This is a genomic window from Zavarzinia sp., assembly GCF_049306435.1.
Taxonomy (GTDB): Bacteria; Pseudomonadota; Alphaproteobacteria; order Zavarziniales; family Zavarziniaceae; genus Zavarzinia.
The window spans coordinates 1-17,806 of record NZ_JBAQRT010000287.1; the positions used below are offsets into that span (position 1 = coordinate 1).

At 68.0% G+C, this 17,806-nt stretch carries 18 protein-coding genes; 9 read left to right on the plus strand and 9 right to left on the minus strand.

The window, feature by feature from the left end:
* On the plus strand, positions 1-329 hold a 329-nt coding region (locus WAZ62_RS15960), incomplete at its 5' end, for a helix-turn-helix domain-containing protein (RefSeq protein WP_422644525.1).
* Positions 330-340: 11 nt separating this feature from the next.
* Here the strand turns inward: WAZ62_RS15960 and WAZ62_RS15965 are convergent.
* Positions 341-1,021, minus strand: a complete 681-nt coding sequence (locus tag WAZ62_RS15965; RefSeq protein ID WP_422644526.1) for a hypothetical protein — start codon at positions 1,019-1,021, stop codon at positions 341-343.
* A 97-nt stretch (positions 1,022-1,118) separates the two neighbouring features.
* Between WAZ62_RS15965 and fumC the strand changes: the two genes are divergently transcribed.
* Both fumC and WAZ62_RS15975 read left to right on the plus strand, forming a co-directional pair.
* Positions 1,119-2,522 carry a class II fumarate hydratase gene (gene fumC, locus WAZ62_RS15970; protein WP_422644527.1) on the plus strand — a complete coding sequence of 468 codons (1,404 nt, stop codon included), beginning with the start codon at positions 1,119-1,121 and terminating at the stop codon, positions 2,520-2,522.
* A 9-nt stretch (positions 2,523-2,531) separates the two neighbouring features.
* Positions 2,532-2,762, plus strand: coding sequence for a ribbon-helix-helix domain-containing protein (locus WAZ62_RS15975; RefSeq protein WP_422644528.1), 231 nt, complete (start codon positions 2,532-2,534; stop codon positions 2,760-2,762).
* Positions 2,763-2,793: 31 nt separating this feature from the next.
* Here the strand turns inward: WAZ62_RS15975 and WAZ62_RS15980 are convergent, their stop codons facing one another.
* Entirely contained in the window at positions 2,794-3,687 is an 894-nt protein-coding gene (locus WAZ62_RS15980; RefSeq protein ID WP_422644529.1) for a transglutaminase family protein, read from the minus strand.
* Positions 3,687-7,112, minus strand: a complete 3,426-nt coding sequence (locus tag WAZ62_RS15985) for an AsmA family protein (RefSeq protein ID WP_422644530.1) — start codon at positions 7,110-7,112, stop codon at positions 3,687-3,689. Before WAZ62_RS15985 ends, WAZ62_RS15980 begins: the two co-directional genes overlap by 1 nt.
* Before the next feature lie 64 nt (positions 7,113-7,176).
* Between WAZ62_RS15985 and WAZ62_RS15990 the strand changes: the two genes are divergently transcribed.
* Positions 7,177-7,362: a DUF4169 family protein gene (locus WAZ62_RS15990; protein ID WP_422644531.1), complete on the plus strand. Its 186-nt coding sequence runs from the start codon at positions 7,177-7,179 to the stop codon at positions 7,360-7,362.
* On the opposite strand, the gene WAZ62_RS15995 is transcribed toward WAZ62_RS15990, so the two are convergent.
* On the minus strand, positions 7,359-9,419 hold the full coding sequence (locus tag WAZ62_RS15995; protein ID WP_422644532.1) for a protein-disulfide reductase DsbD family protein: 2,061 nt from the start codon (positions 9,417-9,419) through the stop codon (positions 7,359-7,361). The two genes, WAZ62_RS15990 and WAZ62_RS15995, sit on opposite strands and share 4 nt — an antisense overlap.
* A 693-nt stretch (positions 9,420-10,112) precedes the next feature.
* Between WAZ62_RS15995 and WAZ62_RS16000 the strand changes: the two genes are divergently transcribed.
* The 5 genes from WAZ62_RS16000 to WAZ62_RS16020 all read left to right on the plus strand — a co-directional run bounded on the left by WAZ62_RS16000 (position 10,113) and on the right by WAZ62_RS16020 (position 12,978).
* Positions 10,113-11,243: a type III PLP-dependent enzyme gene (locus WAZ62_RS16000; RefSeq protein ID WP_422644533.1), complete on the plus strand. Its 1,131-nt coding sequence runs from the start codon at positions 10,113-10,115 to the stop codon at positions 11,241-11,243.
* A 29-nt stretch (positions 11,244-11,272) separates the two neighbouring features.
* Complete coding sequence (locus WAZ62_RS16005) at positions 11,273-11,524, plus strand: hypothetical protein (protein WP_422644534.1); 252 nt, start codon at positions 11,273-11,275, stop codon at positions 11,522-11,524.
* Between the two features lie 210 nt (positions 11,525-11,734).
* Positions 11,735-12,094: a hypothetical protein gene (locus tag WAZ62_RS16010; protein WP_422644535.1), complete on the plus strand. Its 360-nt coding sequence runs from the start codon at positions 11,735-11,737 to the stop codon at positions 12,092-12,094.
* A complete protein-coding gene (locus WAZ62_RS16015; RefSeq protein ID WP_422644536.1) occupies positions 12,037-12,603 on the plus strand; it encodes a helix-turn-helix domain-containing protein in 567 nt (188 codons plus the stop codon). Before WAZ62_RS16010 ends, WAZ62_RS16015 begins: the two co-directional genes overlap by 58 nt.
* A gap of 9 nt (positions 12,604-12,612) precedes the next feature.
* Positions 12,613-12,978, plus strand: a complete 366-nt coding sequence (locus tag WAZ62_RS16020) for a VOC family protein (RefSeq protein ID WP_422644537.1) — start codon at positions 12,613-12,615, stop codon at positions 12,976-12,978.
* 1 nt (position 12,979) lies between these two features.
* On the opposite strand, the gene WAZ62_RS16025 is transcribed toward WAZ62_RS16020, so the two are convergent.
* The 5 genes from WAZ62_RS16025 to WAZ62_RS16045 form a co-directional block, all read right to left on the minus strand.
* Positions 12,980-14,164: a hypothetical protein gene (locus WAZ62_RS16025; protein ID WP_422644538.1), complete on the minus strand. Its 1,185-nt coding sequence runs from the start codon at positions 14,162-14,164 to the stop codon at positions 12,980-12,982.
* A gap of 2 nt (positions 14,165-14,166) precedes the next feature.
* Positions 14,167-14,685 (minus strand): hypothetical protein, encoded by a 519-nt coding sequence (locus tag WAZ62_RS16030; RefSeq protein ID WP_422644539.1) that lies wholly within the window; start codon positions 14,683-14,685, stop codon positions 14,167-14,169.
* Between the two features lie 14 nt (positions 14,686-14,699).
* Positions 14,700-15,425, minus strand: coding sequence for a YMGG-like glycine zipper-containing protein (locus WAZ62_RS16035; RefSeq protein WP_422644540.1), 726 nt, complete (start codon positions 15,423-15,425; stop codon positions 14,700-14,702).
* A 63-nt stretch (positions 15,426-15,488) separates the two neighbouring features.
* Positions 15,489-17,018 (minus strand): formylglycine-generating enzyme family protein, encoded by a 1,530-nt coding sequence (locus WAZ62_RS16040; RefSeq protein WP_422644541.1) that lies wholly within the window; start codon positions 17,016-17,018, stop codon positions 15,489-15,491.
* On the minus strand, positions 17,011-17,806 hold a 796-nt coding region (locus WAZ62_RS16045), incomplete at its 5' end, for a hypothetical protein (RefSeq protein WP_422644542.1). The genes WAZ62_RS16040 and WAZ62_RS16045, both read right to left, overlap by 8 nt.

Genomic DNA, 17,806 nt, shown 5'->3' on the forward strand with positions numbered 1-17,806 from the left:
ATACCGTGGTCTCCTTCGACATGGCGTCGATGGCCGCGCTCTGCGCCACCGATCCCGCGCGGCTCGATGCCTTCGTCGGCGACGAGCTCGGCCCCCTGGCCGCCATGGGGGCCGCCGCCCGGCGCAACCGCGAGACGCTGGCCGCCTTTTACGCCGCCAATTGCAATTTCCGCTCGGCGGCGGCGGCCCTCGGCCTTCACCACAACACGATCCGATACCGGCTGGAGCAGATCGAGGCCACCCTCGGCCATCCGGTGGGGGAGCGCCGGCTGCAGATCGAGCTGGCGCTTCATCTCTTCAACCTGTTCGGCCGCCCGCCATCGCCCTGACGGCGACGGCTTCACCGCGTCGCCGCCGGCCCCAGCGGCTCGAGGAAGAAGGCGGTCAGGCTGGCGATGTCGATGGCATCGGACATATGGGTCCGGCCATCGCGCGCCCGCTGGCGCACCTCGCCGGCGAGGGCGACCAGATCGTCGCAATCGACATCGTAGAGGGCGAGATAGCCTTGTCCCTCCCCCAGGGGATCCAGAAAAGGCATGACGAGGCGATAGCGCTGGGCACCGAAAATGCCGGGGATCGCGGTCACCTCGGGCACATGGGTGCCGTCGTACCAGGCGTTGAACGCCGCTTCCTGCCCGTCCGATGGTTTCGAGAGGGCGAGGAAGATCTGGCGGCGATGCCCGGCTAGGCCCTGCCAGGAGCCGATCGGACTGAACACCAGGGCGGTCAGGCTGGCGCTGTCCAGCACGTCGCTGACCGCGATGCGGCCGTCCGAATGGCTGGCGACGAGTTCGCCCAGCACCTCGCCGAGGTCATCGGCCTCGAGATCATAGACCACGGCATAGCGCCAGGGCACCTGGCCCCGGAAAGGCAGCGCGACGCGATAACGCCGGGCGCCCACGAATCCGGGCAGACGCATCAGGTCGGGGATATGCTGGTTGTCGTACCAGTCGTTGTATTCGCCGTCCCGATCGGGGCTCGCGGGATTGGACAAGACGATCTGCACATGCCGGGCCATCATCCCCACCTTGTCGTTGATCGCCACCCCGTTGAAGGTGGACTGACACGGAACAGTCGCCGAATACCGTTACCATGAGACCGTCCATATGGAGGAGCAGATGGGCAATACCCGCATCGAGCGCGACAGCTTCGGCCCCATCGAGGTGCCGGCCGATCGCCTCTGGGGTGCCAACACCCAGCGCAGCCTGGAGAATTTTCCCATCGGCGGTCCGGCGGAACGGATGCCGGCGGCGATCATTCGCGGCCTTGCCCTGGTGAAACTGGCGGCGGCGCGGGTCAATGGCGCCACCGGCAAGATCCCGGCCGAAATCGCCGCCGCCATCGCCGCCGCCGCGCGGGATGTGGCCGAGGGCCGGCACGAGGCCGAATTCCCCCTGGTGATCTGGCAGACCGGATCCGGGACCCAGTCGAACATGAATGTGAACGAGGTGATCTCGAACCTCGCGATCGACGCGCTCGGCGGGGTGCGCGGCTCGAAGACGCCGGTGCACCCCAACGACCATGTCAACCACGGCCAGTCCTCGAACGACAGTTTCCCGACCGCGATCCATGTCGCCGTCGCCGGGGAAGTGACGCACCGCCTTCTCCCCGGGCTTCGCCACCTGCATGAGGCGCTGCTGCTGAAGGCCGGCGAATGGGCGCATCTCGTCAAGATGGGCCGCACCCACCTGCAGGACGCGGTCCCCCTCACGCTGGGCCAGGAGTTCGGCGGCTATGCCGCGCAACTCGCCTTCGCGATCAAGGGAATCGAACACGCGCTGGACGGCGTGCTCGACCTCGCGCAGGGCGGAACCGCGGTCGGCACCGGCCTGAACGCCGCCGCCGGTTTCGCCGAGAGGGTCGCGGCCGAACTGGCGGAACTGACCGGCATTCCCTTCCGCTCCGCCGCCAATAAATTCGCCGCCCTCGCCGGACACGAGCCGGCGGCGGCGCTGTCGGGCGCGGTCGAGGTTGCCGCCATCGCCTGTTTCAAGATCGCCAGCGACATCCGCCTGATGGGCTCCGGCCCGCGTTCCGGCCTTGGCGAATTGTCCCTGCCCGAGAACGAGCCGGGCTCGTCGATCATGCCGGGCAAGGTGAATCCGACCCAGGCGGAAGCCCTGACCATGGTCGCGACCCGGGTCGTCGGCAATCACGCGACCGTCGCCTTCGCCGCGACCCAGGGCCATTTCGAACTGAATGTCTTCAAGCCGGTGATCGGCGCGGCCCTGCTGCAGTCGATCGCCCTGCTCGGCGACGCGGCGCGGTCGTTCGCCGACCGTTGCGTGACCGGCGCCATCGCCAACGAGGCGAAACTCGACGAGTCGGTTCGCCGCTCGCTGATGCTGGTGACCGCTCTCGCCCCCGAGATCGGTTACGACAACGCGGCGAAGATCGCCAAACACGCCCATCACCACGACCAGACCCTGCGCGAGGCCGCGCTCGACCTCGGCCTGATCGACGCGGCACGGTTCGACGCGCTGGTCGATCCCCGCCAGATGCTCGGCCCCGACAAACCCTAGAGGAGCACCATGCAAAAGCGCTCGATCGAGATCGCCGGCCATCGCACGTCGGTCAGCCTGGAAGATAGTTTCTGGGCAGCCCTGTCCGATTGCGCCCGGCAGCAGGGCGTGACGATCAACGCGCTCGTGACCGAGATCGACGCCGGCCGCGATCCCGACAGCAACCTGTCCAGCGCCATCCGCCAATTCCTGCTGGCGGCGGCGCGGGCGGGCAAACTGCCACCGCCCAAGGAAGACTGAGGCGCGACGGGTCGGCCTGCCGGCCATTCGGTCAGTCGCCGCTTTCGCCCATCAACACCGAAACCTCGACCTCCATGCCGAGGTAGTCGCCGGTATCGCCGGTGAAACTGCCCGAGACCGGGGCTGCCTGTGATGGGTCGCGGGTGACGGCGACGCGGATCAGGGCCTCGCTGCCGATAAGTCCGTTGGTCGGGTCGTATTCGATCCAGCCGGCGCCCGGCAGAAAGACCTCGGCCCAGGCGTGGGTGGCGCCGGCGCCCTGCACCGGCTCGCCGCCCTCGCCATCGTCAAGGGCGGGATCATAGAGATATCCCGAGACGAAGCGCGCCCCGATGCCAAGATGGCGCGCCGTCTCGATGAACAGAAGCGCGAGGTCGCGGCAGGTGCCGCTGCCGCGCTCGAGGGTCTCGACCGGGCTCTGCGTCCCCTCCTCTTCCCTCGGCATGTAGACGAAGCCCTGATGGATGCCGAGGTTCATGTCCTCGAGCAGTGCCAGCGTGTCCGTGCCCTTGGCCATGACGAAGCCGGCGGCCCATTCGGCCAGCCGGCCCCGGGGATCGGGATAATGGTTCTCGCGCAAGGGGCCGAGATCGCGGCGATCGTCCGGGGCATAGATGAAGGGATAGGTCGCCGCGTCTTCATCGATATCCATGCTGGGCGGCACATAGGGATAGCGCTTCAGTCGCAGCGTGCTTTCGATCACCAGTTCGCTGGCTTCATCCGGGAAGTCCGCGATGGCGATCGAATTGCCGAAGACATCATGAATCCAGCGAAGATCCGCCGTCGGCGAGATGCTGAGGGTGGCCTCGACCAGGCGCAGGTCGTGGCTGTCGCGTGGACGCAGCATCAGGCGATGCGGGCCGAACCTCACCTCCGAGGCATAGGTGTAACGGGTGACATGTCGGACGGTCAGCAGGCCGGCCATCAGTTGCCCCCCAGGCCCTTCAGCAACTGATCGACGATCGCCTTGCCCGAGCCGCCGCCTGCGCCACCCCCCGAAAGCCCGGGCAGCTTCGAGCCGATGAACTTCTGCACATAGTAACTCTCGATATCGCGGCTGCGCACGGTGGCCTGCGGATCGTCCGGCGGCCCGGTCAGATCGATGCCGAGGGCCGGCAGATCGGCCGGCGCGACCAGTTTCAGCGCGAGACGCACCTTGGTCGCCCAGGCCGGAAGATCCACCGTGCCATCGCCGCCGAGGCTGGCGCCATCCATGTCGGAGACCAGACCGTCGAGCCTGACGACACCCTTGTCGATCACGAGGCCGGTGGCGATCTGGCGATAATCGGTGCTGCCGGATTTGATCGCCCGCGAAACCCGGCCGATGATGTCCCCCGGCTGATTGACCGTCGAGAGCCCATCCGACAGCGCCTTCAGATCGATGCCCTGAAGTTTGCCCTTGGTGGCGACGACGGTGCCCTTGCCGGCCAGGCTGGACACGACTTCAAACGGACCGCGGCCCCGCCCGGCGATATCGAGCACCAGCGCAATGGAACCCGACAGGCCCGGCTCGGAACCTTTACGCCCGGTCAACTGGTCGAGATCGAAGCCATTGGCTTTCACCTCGGCCGACAGGGCGAGGGTATCGCCCGAGCCATCGAGCACGAGGCCGCCCTCCAGGTTGCCCGGCTCGGCCGAAGCCTTGAGGCTGGAGACGGCGATCCGCCCGGCGGCCGCATCGATCCGGGCACTGACCCCGGTGAAGACGAAACGGCCCGACTGGATGCGGTCGGCCGAGAGATCGATCGTCCCTTCGATCTGGCGAAGCGCCGCGAGATCGACCGGTTTCGTCGACCACCGGGTGGCCTGCGCCACCGGCTTCGATCCGGCGCCGGGCTTCGAACCCCCGCCGCCGTCACCACCGAACAGGTCGAGGGAAAGCCGCGACGAACTGATCTGCCCGTCGAAGCGGCGGCTCGCGCCCAGCCCCAAGGTGCCCCGCGCCGAGACATCGCTGTCGCCCAGCACCAGCTTGAAACTGCTCAACTTTACCTGATCGATCGCGCCGACCGCATCGATATCCAGCCTCAGCGGGCCGGAAACCGGACCCGTCACGCCAAGGCGGGTCAGCATTCCGGCGCTGTTGGCCCCGTCCAGCCGGCCGGTGAACCTGTAGCCGCCTTCGGTCTCGACATCGGCTGCCGCTTCGAGATCCGCCGTGCCGAGCTTGCCCTTGACGGCGAAGGCCGGATGGAGGGGCGCGCCCCGCAAGGACACCGTCAGGTCGACCGGACCGAGCACGGGGCCGGCCGGGGCCGGCGTCAGCCCGAACTGGCGGGCGACGGCGATCAGCTCCGGCGCGCTGAGCGCCCCCTTCAGATCGAAATCCAGCGCATCGAGCCGGCCGATGGAGCCGGCGAGGGCAAGCCGCGTCTCGCCCAGCCCCAGCTTGGCGTCGACCATCGGGCTGTCGGCCTTGCCGGTCACATGAGCCTCGAGGATCAGCGCCCCGAGATCCCCGACATCCGCCGGCGGCGCCACCCCTGCCAGCGCGAACAGCGGCGCGGGCGAAGGCGCGGTCACCCGGGCCTCGAAATCCCCCTCCGTCGCATCCTTGACGAAACCGAGCTTGCCCTTGGCGGACAGGGCAAGACCGGCGAAATCCCCGACCGTGAATTCGGCAAGGCGAAGCACCTCGGGCGAAACCGTGCCGTCGAGCAGCACGGATTTCACCTCGCGCCCGTCGAAGGTCACACTCGCGGCCGCAAGGCGCAGCGCGACATCGAAACCAAGATCAGCGAGGGGCGAACGGGTGCTGGCGCCGATCTGCGCCAGGGGATTGGAGGGCGCTTCCGCCGTTGCCGGCACCGCCGACACAGCGCCCCGATAGGCATCGAGATCGAGCCGGTCGATATCGAGGGAGAGCATGGCCACCGGTCGCGGTCCGGGTTGCCAGCCCCCGCTCCCCTTCGCCGTCGCGCCGTCGAGTTTGACGACCAGATTGCCGAGCGTGCCGCCCACGCCATCGGTCACCAGCCTGGCGGTCAGGCCGAAACGGGTCAGGCGATCGGCCGGCAGTCCATCCGGCGTGATCTTCAGCCAATCGGTCAGGGCCCGGGGATTGTCCGAGGCCATGTCGACGCTGCCCTCGAAACGCAAGCGCCCGTCACGACTGGCCGCCGCGCCGGACAGGCCGAAATCCGTCCCCCCCGGCAACACGGCCGAGGCGTTGGACAAGGTCAGCCGTCCGCCTTCGAGGGAAGCGACGACCGCGATCTTCTGGACGACCGCACCCGCGTATTGAACGGCGTCGATACCGAGATCGATATCGGCGGTCACGCGCTGGGGCAGCGTGATGCCCGCGGGCACCGTCCCCGGCTCCGCCGTCGCGGCCGGGATCGGTGCCGGCTTGCTGCCGGTGCCCCCGGCCGAGACGAAGGCGGCATGAAGGGCATCGCCGTCCAGCCGGGGCAGGCGCATCTTCAGGGAAATCGCGGGCGTGTCGCCCAGTTGCACGGACATCCGTCCCGAGCCCCGTGCCTCGCCGACCGCGACGACGAGATCATCGAGCACGACGGATTTCGCCGTCGCCTTCAACAGGCCCTCGACCGACACGGCACCGGCGATCGGCAGGCTGATGCCGGTCAGGCCGGCGACGGCGGCGGCGTCCTCGATCGTCAGGATCGCCTTGCCATCGACGCTTGGCCCGGACGGCCCGAGCAGAAGATTGCCGGAAGCATGGATCCCCGCCCCGGCCAGGCCCAGCTTCGCATCGAAGCCGATCGGCTCGCCCGAGGTCAGTCGCCCCAGCACGAGATCGAGCAGGACCGGCATCCCCCGATAGGAAGCGCCGCCCCGTGCCGTAAAGGGTCCCTGCAGGCTGGGGGCGGACAGGCTGGCCTCGATCGTCTCGATACGCTGGATGTCGCCTTCGCGGGGCCGGTATTCGACACTGCCGTCCTCGATCACCACGCGCTGAACGGCGATGCCGGGGGAGGTTCCACCCGGCCCGGCGCCGGCATCAATGTCAGCCGTCCCCGCCACCTTGGCCGCGGGCGCGGCTTCGACCAGGATCAACGCCGGCTTCGCCAGGCGGATTTCGGCGACATCGATGGTTCCACCAAGGAGTGGCAGCAGGCTCAGCCGCAGGTCGATGGCGGCGATCGTCGCCACATCGGGCGCATCGGCCGCATCGCCCTCGACGACGATGTCGCGGACCGAAACCGCCGGCACCGGCAGCAGGGTAAAGCGGATATCGCCGCCTAGACTGACACGGTGTCCCGTCGCCTCCTCGATCAGGGCGGCGATTCGCGGCTTCTGAGCGTTGAGGTCGACCAGCAGCGGCGCCGCGAAGCCGAGCCCGACCACGACGCCGACAGCCGCCCCCACGCCGATCAGAAGCTTGCGCAAATCATGCCTCCGTCCAATTCTCGTGCCATTGTAGCCGCCACAAGTGCAGGACGGAAACCGCCGCATGGCAGACATCATCAATTTGCGCCGCGCCCGCAAGGCCAGGGCCCGGGTCGAGGCGGAAAACCTCGCGGCCGAGAACCGCGCCCGCTTCGGCCGCACCGGCGCCGAAAAGAAACGCGAGACGGCCCAGAAGACCCTGGACGAGAAACGCCTCGAAGGTCATCGCCGGGACGACGATAAACCCTAGGGACCGGTCAGCGCCTCGACCACCAGACCTTCGGTCAGCAGCTGCGGCAGAACCACCGGTCGCTCCGCCCCCGGCCGGTAGACGAGATAGAGCGGCACGCCCGAGCGGCCGTTCTCGGCCAGCAGGCGGGTGATCGTGCCATCCCGGTTGGTCCAGTCGCCGACCATGTAGACCGTGCCGGTCTTCGCCAGCGCGTCCTTCACCGCCGGCCGCTCCAGCGCCACCTGTTCGTTGACCAGGCAGGTGATGCACCAGGCCGCGGTCAGATTGACGAAGACCGGTTGGCCCCGCGCCCGCAATTCGGCCAGCCGCGCCGGGCTGTAGCTTTCCGCCCCCGCCTGTTCGGCGAGCCCCGTGCCGGTGCTCCCCTGTCCCGGCATGACCGCCAGGAAGATCGCCCCGATCACCGCCGCCGTGCCGACCAGCCGTCCGCCGATACCGCCGAACTCGTGAATGAAGAAAGCCGCCAGGGCGATCAGCAAAAGCCCGGCGCCCCCGGCCGCCACGCCCATCGGCCCCGCCTGCACCGCCAGCACCCAGAGCAGCCACACGGTGGAGGCAAAGAGCGGGAAGGCCAGCAGCTTCTTCAGCCGCACCATCCAGCCGCCGGGCTTCGGCAGCAGGCGGGCGAGACCCGGCACGAAGCTGACCAGAAGGAAAGGCGACGACAGGCCAAGACCGAGCGCCATGAAAACGGCGAAAGCCTCATAGGACGGGCGGGTCAGGGCGAAGCCGAGAGCCGCGCCCATGAAGGGCGCCGTGCAAGGGGTCGCGACGACGGCGGCGAGAAGCCCGGTGCCGAAGCTCCCGGCAAGGCCGCCCCGGCGCACCAGCCCTTCGCCCGCGCCCATCAGGCGGTTGCCGAAGGTGACGACATCGAGCATCCACAGGCCGAGGGCGAAGAAGAGATAAGCCAGCAGCGCGACGACGACCGGCGACTGCAGCTGGAAGCCCCAGCCGATCAGCTCGCCGCCGGCCCGCAGGCCGAGCAGCACCCCCGCCAGCAGCGCGAAACAGGCAAGGACGCCGAACGTGTAGGCGATGCCGTGGTGACGCACCACCGGCCCCGGCCCCTTGCCCGCCATCGACAGCATCTTGATCGACAGCACCGGCAGCACGCAGGGCATCAGGTTCAGGATCAGCCCCCCGATGAAGGCAAAGGCCAGCGCCAGCAGGATGCCGATATCCGGCGCATCCGGCGCCGGCACGGAGGTGGTAGCGGCAGCCGGGGCGGCGACCGGACCGGCCAGGGCCGAATCGACGACATAGGACCGGGTCCAGCCGCCCCCCTCGACGACAAGAACGCCCGAAAGCCGCGTGCCCTTGAAGTCCTTCTCCAGCACCGCGCTCAGGCGATTGCCCTCGAAGGACTGCGGGGCGGCGGCGATTACACTGTCGCCGTCATAGGGAAAGAAGCGCGCGGTCGTGACCTTCATGCTCTCGGGCAGCAGAATTTCCAGCGTCTCGCCCGCGCGCGTGGCAACCACCGGCTCGGCCAACGGCAGGGCGAGCTTCTCGCGCGCCTGCTCGAAACCGAGGGTATGCAGGGGATCGGCGGCGAAGGCGGCGGCGACCGGCACCGCCAGGGCAAGATCGGCGCCTTCCGGCACGCAGATCTCGGCGCAGATCAGCCAGTCCGCGCGGGCGCGCACCTCAAGCACCGGGCCCGTGAAACCTTCGGGCACGCTCACGTCGGTCAGCAGCCAGGTCTCGCCCTCGAAACCATAATTCATGAAGGGGCCGACCGGGATCGCCTCGGGCCGGGGCCAGCCGATCGGCCCGGCCGAGACGCCCGCGGGCAGGGACCAGGCGATCGTGGTGGCAAGGCCGGTATCGCCCGGGTTGATCCAATAGGTGTGCCAGCCCGGTTTCGCCACCAGCTTCAGGGCGACACTCAGGGTGCGCCCCGGCACCGCCGGCCCTTCGGCGATCAGTTCCGCCGTGGCATTTTCCGTGGTGACAGGCTGGGCCATGGCAAGGCGCGGCAAGGCCATCAGCGCCAGCGCAAGGGCAAGCACATGAAGGAAAAGGCGAAGGGGCGAATTCTTGCGTCTCATGACACGACTTATACGCGGGATTGAGGCCAAGTCGTGATGCGCCGCCTTGCCGCTGCCCGTGTTTTTTTGCCTTCGCGTCCCGCATTTCGGGCATCGCGATCGAATCGATCACGCCGCCCCGGCCACAACCCGGCGCATCTCACGGGTGATGGCGACGCCGCCGCCACCGGCCGGGGTCGGGCCGACCCGGGCCAGGTCCGCGTAAACCCTTGGTTTTCCGCCCCTTTTCGCACCCCCTGCCGCCCTGCCGCGTGATTGCGGTCACAGGGGGGGATCTCTGGGGCGAATGTCATAAATTTCCGCTTGCACCCCCGGATTTTTGCCCTATATCTCCGGTCAAGACGCACCCGCACGTGCCCTTGGCCCACGGTGGTACAGCAACGACGTTAGGCGTCCTTTTTGGAATTCCGGGCTCGTCCCGAAACCCGAGAGGGAACCAACATGTTGGACCGTGAAGGCCTGAAGGCTGGCACTGCCCACCGACACATTCGAGAAACCGCCTACGCTTCCGTAATGGGAGGCCGGCAGGTTTTCGCCGCCGCTTTCAGCGCCCGCGTCCGCTCCAGTATGCGGGCGCCGGACTGACTTCCGGCAACCGGCCCCGATGGGCCGTGACCGCCTAGACCCAAACATCACCCGAATTGTCGTTGTTTCTCGTCCGCCCCTCACGGCGGCACGTCTGGGACTACTCACATGACCGAGAAGATTCGCCGTTTCCTCGACGAGCGTCGCCCCGCCACCCCCTGCCTGGTGGTCGACCTCGACGTGATCGAAGATAACTACCTGAACCTCCACAACCTTCTGCCGGCGGCGAAGATCTTCTATGCCGTCAAGGCGAACCCGATGCCGGAAGTCGTCGGCCGTCTGCGCAGCCTCGGCTCGTCCTTCGACACCGCCTCGCGCGGCGAGATCGAACTCGTGCTGTCCCAGGGCGCCGATCCGGCCAATGTCTCCTTCGGCAACACGATCAAGAAGGAAACCGACATCGCGACGGCCTATGCCCTCGGTGTCCGGCTCTTCGCCTTCGACTCCGTGGCCGAGCTCGAGAAGATCGCCCGCTCCGCCCCCGGCTCGCGCGTGTTCTGCCGCGTCCTCGTCGAATGCGACGGCGCCGAATGGCCGCTGTCCCGCAAGTTCGGCTGCGCCCCGGAAATGGCCGCCGACCTGATGGTGAAGGCGCGCGAGCATGGCCTCGACCCCTATGGCATCTCGTTCCATGTCGGCTCGCAGCAGACCGACCTCGGCCAGTGGGACAAGGCGGTCGGCGGTGTCGCCCAGCTGTTCTCGATCCTGCGCGAGCGGGATGTGGAACTTCGCATGATCAACCTCGGTGGCGGCTTCCCGGCCAAGTACCGTTCGGATGTCCCCCCGCTCGAGGCCTATGCCGAGGCGGTGATGGCCGCGATCTATCGCCATTTCGGCAATGCGATCCCCGACATCATCATCGAGCCGGGCCGCAGCATGGCCGGCGACGCCGGCATCCTGCAGACCGAGGTCGTGCTGATCTCGAAGAAGGACGAGTCGGAAGACAAGCGCTGGATCTATCTCGATGTCGGCAAGTTCTCCGGCCTGGCCGAGACCATGGACGAGGCGATCAAGTATCGCCTGTGCACCCCGCATGACGGCGGCGCCACGGGTCCCGTGATCCTGGCCGGCCCGACCTGCGATTCGGCCGACATCCTCTACGAGAAGGCCAATTACGAACTGCCGGTGGACCTGAAGATCGGCGACAGGATCGAGATCCTGGCGACCGGTGCCTATACGACCTCCTACTCCTCGGTGAATTTCAACGGCTTCGCGCCGCTGAACACGATCTGCATCTGACCCCGCATCTGGCTGGAAAGGGACTACTGATGATCAACGAACATTGGGGTTTCCGCGTCGGCGAGCGCATCACCGTTCCCGGTCTGTGGGGCGAGCAGATGGGCACCGTGATCGACTTCGCGACCATGCAGGGCCGTAACGCCGGCCGTATCGCCCATATCGTCGTCTATCGCCTGGACGACGGCCGGGTGTCGAGCGACACGCCGGAGCGCCTGTTCCGCCTCAACCGCGGCTACCGCGCCTATGGCGGCCAGGGCACCCAGCAGGCCCGCGCCGCGTAAGCGGAACAGGCCGCGCGCCCTTCCGCAGCGGTGCCGACATCCGGCCCCCTGCCCTTCAGACAGGCCCCAAGTCAACCGACTTGGGGCCTGTTTGTCATTCTGCGCCACCTCGGCCGAAAACGTGCCCATACCTTACGACGGCGGCAGGGACTGATATTTGTACTTTTATTAATATTCCCCATATGTAATATCCATCGAGGGTAATTCGTCGTGGACGGAAAGGCGGTACGGCTGGGCGAATTCCTGCGTCGGCTCGATGCGGCGGAGCCGTTCTCGACAGCCGAAGAGGCCATGGCACGCCTCGGCGAGATCCTGAAAGCGGTCGAAGACGAAATGACGGATATCCCCTTCGATCCGGCAATGCCCCGAACGGATGGGCGGATGTATCCGCCATTGCCCGACAGCGAGCGCGCCGTGGCGGGACGAAGCGACATCAAGAGATACAGAAGCGTCCTGCACAACACATACATCGGTGCCAATGGCGCCATCCGTATCGAGGAGCTAAAGGGTACATGTCTGTTGAACAAGCCAGGTCGGGACGGCCTGAGCATCGACGGGAAGCAGATGTAGCCACCCCGATCGATTTCCCGGCTCTCGTCGCGGAGGCCCTTCCGGGGGCGGCCGTCAACGTCGATCAGCCCTCGCGGAATGACGGCGAATGGTGGTTCGACATCAAGCTGGACGGCGCCGAGACCCAGGTCTCCTGGACATCGTGGCGGGGTTATGGCGTCTATCTCGGCGAGCCCGGCTATGGTGAACGCCCCAGCGAGACCTATGGCGATGCCCGGCTCGTCGTGCGCCGTCTTCAACAGATTGTCGGTAATCGGAATTCTGGTGCTGTCCTGACCCCCATGGGCATGGGTCAGGTCCGACGGCTGCTCGGTCGCACCCAGGCGGACATTGCCGCGGCACTGCATATCGGACAGGCCAATGTGTCCCGTCTCGAAGGCCGGGCGAACCCGACCCTCGGCTCGATACGGGCCCTGATCGAGGCGATGGGCGGCCAACTCGAGGTGCGGGCGAAGTTCCCGGACCTCGATATCCCGATAGCACTGCCTGATTCAGAAGCTGACGTATAGGAACAGCCGATGGAAATGCTCGTCGTCATCAAGGCGAGGGATCCCGAGGGACTCAGCCGCTTCTATGCCGCGCTTGGCCTGCACTTCGAATGCGAACGCCACGGCAATGGACCTGAGCATTATGCGAGCCGTGTCGGCGCGTCGGTCTTCGAAATTTATCCCCGGGCCTCGGACACAGACAGCACTTCGTCGACCCGGATCGGCTTTGGCGTCGCGGACCTCGACGCCGCCTGCACGAACGTGCTCATCGGTCGCGGCCGCATGGTGAGAGCGGCGGCGGACACCCCTTGGGGCCGCCGCGCCGTCGTCACCGATCCCGAAGGACATACCGTGGAGATCGTCGAGACCGAAAAACCGATGGCCAGCCCCTCATAAGTCAGCGCGGCAAATCGACGAGACCGGTGGGCAGGACCGTCACGTCCAGCCGCCTATCCTTAACGGCACACGTGGTCGCGATGGCGACGGGGGCCGGGGCGTCGATGTCCTCGGCCCCGGTCCTGAGCAGCAGCTTGCCGGCGCGAAGATAGGCGAGGGCCAGGCCCCGGGGGGCTTCGGCGAAATGGAGGCGGAGGCGGCTGACGGGCTGGCCGCGCTCGTTCCTGCCCGTCGCGCGTTCGACCGTAATGCCTTCGACCGGATCGCCGCCCCAGACCGGCAGGCTGAACGTGCGGTCCGGCCCGAGGTCGAGGCGCAAGGCCCCCTCACCCTTGGCCGCCGGATCCTCGATCTCCAGCGCGAGGGTCCGGGGATCGAGCATGACGGCGCGCAGCGAGGCATCCTCCGCCCGCAGGCGGAAGCCGCAGCTGCCGATGCCGTCACCGGGCGCGACCGGGCCGGCGATCGCCGGCTGGGGCAAGGGATGGCTGGCGACCACCTCGAAGGGGCCGTCGCGGCGCTGCTCCGCCACCGGACAGCCGGTGATGCCGTCGAAACCGGCGGGCGCCGTGCCGCGATAGGTCAGCTGCAGGGTCGACAAAGTGGCGAGATCGACCGACAGGCGGCGCACCGCCTCAGGGTTGGCCGCGTCATAGACGCAGGCGTCGGTACTCCGGAGGGCGAGCGGCGAGAGCTGAAGGTCCCAGGTCTGGACGAAGGCCCCCTGCCCCTCCTTGCTGCGGATGAAGGTCAGGTGATTGTCCGAAACCATCACCTCCTCATCGTCCGCGCCTTTCGATGCGCCGAAACCGGTGCAGAGCGAAAGCAGCAGGACCGAGGGCTTACCGTTCAGCAGCAGGTGCCATTCGCTGCCACCATCGGGATCGCCATCGATATTGGGGCAACCGCCACCCGCCCCCGCTTCCGGCGCCAGCGGGTGAGCGGCATCGAAACTCAGGCGAACGACGGTGATCCGCCGGCCATGTTCGTCCCAACCCGCCTCATAGCGCTCCACCGGCGTGCAGCCCGGGCGCCCGGCGCAGAGCGGGGCGGATTCCCTGCCCGGCGTCTCCGGCAGGGCGAGGGCGCCGGGCATTCCGCCCATCTCGTAAATCTCTTCGGCCGGTGCCGGCGGGGCGATCAGCATGTACAGGGCGGCAAGGGCGCCGGCCGGGGCAAGACGCATGATCACTCGGCCCTTGTCGAATGAAGGATCATGTCGTCCAGCGCCTTCACCTCGGCGTCGATCGCCGCCTGTTCGGCGCTGCGCTGGCTTTGCGAAGTGGGCGGATGCTGTTCGAGCTGCTGCTGGCGCCGTTTCGCGGCATCGAGACGGACGCGGGCGGCGGCCAGGTCCTCGGCCCTGGCATTGCGATTACGCGAGGCTTCGCGCAGCGCGATGTCCAGCCGCGCCAGTTCCGCCTTCTGGGCGCGGTTGCGGGCTTCGGCCGCCGTCAGGCTGGCGCCGGTCGCGCGGGCCTCGGCCTGGGCCGCGCTCGCCCTTGCCTGCATCTCGCGCGCCATCTGTTCGGCGCGCTGGGCATCCTGTTCCCGCTCGGCCACGCGGCGGTCGTAAGTACCGCCAACGACATTGCCGATGCCGGAGAAATAGCCGGCATTGGCCGGGTCCTGCTCGCGCGCGCAGGCGCCGAGCGAGACGGCGAGGCCGGCGGCCAGAATCACGGTCTTGGTCAACTTGGGGGACATGTTCAGGGGTCCGATCAGGCGTCCGGCACGCTGGCGAGAGCGCGGGCGAGTTCGTCGCGACTGCGGGCGATGTCCTGAGTCGAACGGCTGATATCGGCCTGGGCCTGATTCAGATTGGCCCGCCCCTGGCCGCCGACATAGCTGCTGTCTTCCGCCATCTTCTGACGCACTTCGCCGGCATTGGACAGGGCTTCGTCCATCAGCCGCAGGTCTTCCTGCATCGAGGCGGTGCGGTTGCGGTAATCCTTGGCCGAGATCTGGCCGGCGCGATACTGCTGTTCGAGAAGGGCGATCTTCCGCCGGTTGTCCGCCGCCACCCGGGCCGACGATGCCGCGATCTGGCGATAGGAATTGGCCTCGTTGCTGGCGGCCTCGATGCGGGCGTCCAGCGCCTGCTCGCGGCTGGCATATTGCTCGTTCTGGCTGGCGATGTAATAGCCGGAGGCGCCGCCGAGGGCGCCGCCCGCCGCCGCGCCGATCAGGGCGCCCCGCCCGCGGTTCTTGGAATCCGACAGCGCGCCGACGAGGGCGCCGAGCAGGGCACCGGCGACCGCGCCCGTCGCCACCGTGTCGTTGAAACGGTCGGTCTGCTGGCGCAGCGCGGCCTGGGCCGGGCTCAGGGGTTCGTCATAACCATAGCCGCCACCGCCGCCGGTCGCGCAACCGCCGAGGCCCAGCGCCGTGACCAGCACCATCACCCCAAGGGGACGAAGCAAAGGGACCTTAACCCGCGCGACCATCAAAACCTCCACCACCCGAGCCCTACGGTAAGAAAACGGCGCGAACAGGGCCGGGTTCCACCTTCATTCCACAAGCTGTCGATACCAGCCGGCGTCATCCTGCGTCGGCCGCGCGGCATAGGCAGTGACCTGGGCCACAAAGAGTTTCGCGAATTTCGCGAAACTGCCCAGCTTCTGCGCCTCGAATTCCGCCGTCAGCACGGCGAGAGCCTTGGCCAGCCTGGCTTTGTCGTAATCGTCGGCGGTCTGGACCAGGATGTCGCGATAGGCGCGCTTCGAGATGTCGAGGGCCTGCTGCGTCGCATCATAGAGGGTTTTCCACTCGTCCGCATCGGCCGGGTTGCTGCCGCGCGCCTTCTCCGCCAACTCCCAACGCGCCTTCACCGGCGCGAGGCGGCGGTCGAGATCGCGCAACGACCGGATCATGGCCGCGGCGGCATAGATCGTTGACTTGGCCGAACGGGCCTCCGCCTCGTCGCGCGCCACCCGCTCGGCCGAGAGACTGTCGGCGATGGTCTCGACCGCACGTTTCATGTCGGGGTCGGTCGCATCGTCGGCGAGACGTTTCAGGAGGGCGATCGGATCGGTCTCGCCGCCACGGCCCTTCTGGATCGCGACGAAGGCACTGCGCAGGGCATCGATCCTGCTCTGGCTGACCGAGACCGGCGCCGTCATCACCAGCCGGAAGCCCAGGGTCGGCAGATGGGTCGCCTGACCGGTCGCTGTATCGAAAGGCGGGATCTCGAGCCGCAGGGACGAGCGCAAACGCCCCTCGGCGGTGCGGAAATCGCCGCCCCGGGCGATCATGCCGCCGGCCTGACCATGCAGGCGCGCGACCCGGACGAGGCGATAAGGCTCCAGCACCCATTCCTGGGCATTGCCGAGGATATCGTGCAGGCCGAGGGGATTGGGCTTCAGGAGGCCGATCTGGCGCAACTGCCCGTCGGATGACGACGGCCCGCCGACCCAGGCATAGGCGGTGACGCCTTCGGGCATAGGGAAGCTGCGCGCGCGGAAATCGCTGTCCGAGACGGCGGCGCCGCCCCGCGCGGCATATTCCCATTCGGCTTCCGTGGGCAGGCGCAGGAAGGCGGCGGTATCGCCCTGGCGGGGCAGGTCGGCCGGGGATTTCTGCAGCAGCCATTCGGTATAGCGGGCGGAGAATTGCACCGCGTCGAACCAGGAGACATCGACCCGGGGCAGCCGTCCCATGGCGGACGGCATGGGACAGGTCCCCTCCATCACCGCGGCATATTGATCGGCCGAGACTTCATATTTGCCGATCAGGTAGGAACGCGCGCCATCCCGCCCGACCAGGCCGCCGGCCAGATTGTCCTTGCGGCTGTGCTCGATGTAATCGGTCTCGGGATCGCTCTGGCCCAGGGTCACCTGCCGGTCGTCGAGGGGGCCGCTGCCGGCATCGCCGGTCGGCGTCGCCACCCGGCGAAAGGCCATGTGGCCGCCGCAGGGCATGGGCAGGTCCACGTCACCATCCGCCGGCTTGGGGTTCCATTGCTTCGTCTCCCAGTCGGCGGCCGCCGCCGGGATCGCGAGGACCAGCAGGGCGAGAGCGACGAGACCCGGTCTAACCATGACGCACCCCCTCCCCGGGTTCGACCCTGGCGGCGGAAAGCCCGGCCAGCGTGGCGGCCAACAGGGCGACGATAAGGGCGATGCCGACGACCGCCGCCACCTGCGGCATGTCCAGCCGGCAGATATCGCCGCCGCCCGGCAAGCCGTCGGAGAATTGCCGGTTGATGACCAGCGCGGCCAGACCATAGGCCCCGAGGGCCAGCAAGGCCCCGGCGCCGGTGATGGCGATGCCCTGGACGATCGGCATGCCCGCCATGCCGGCCGAACCCAGGCCCATCAGGCGCAGCAGGGAGAGTTCGCCCCGCTTTCGCGCGACATGGCCGACCAGGCTGGCGCCGAGGCTGAGGGCGAAGCCCGCCCCGCCGATCACGGCGATAATGAGGAAGATCGCCGTCAGATTGCGGTCGAGGCGAAGCACGGTCTCGATCTCGTCCGCCCGCGTCGTCACCGCCTGGCCCCGCGCTTCCAGCCGGGCGGCGATGGCGGCGACATCCTCGATCCGGCCGGCGACGGCGCGAAAGCCGGAAAAGGCGCGCGGCCCCGCCGCGTTCGGTCCGTCCCAGCCGTAGCGCGGCACCGGCCGCCCGTCGCGATAATCTTCCAGCGCGGCGAGCAATCCGATGGAGACGAAGGCGCCTTCCCGCGCGAAAGCCGCCGCCGGGGCGATGCCCGCGACCGTCAGGGACAGGCTCTTCCCCTCCGCCTGATCGCCCAGTTTCCGCTGGACGGCGAGGCGAAGCCGGTCGCCGGTCGCCAGCCCCAGCTTCCGCGCGGCGAGCGGGGAGAGC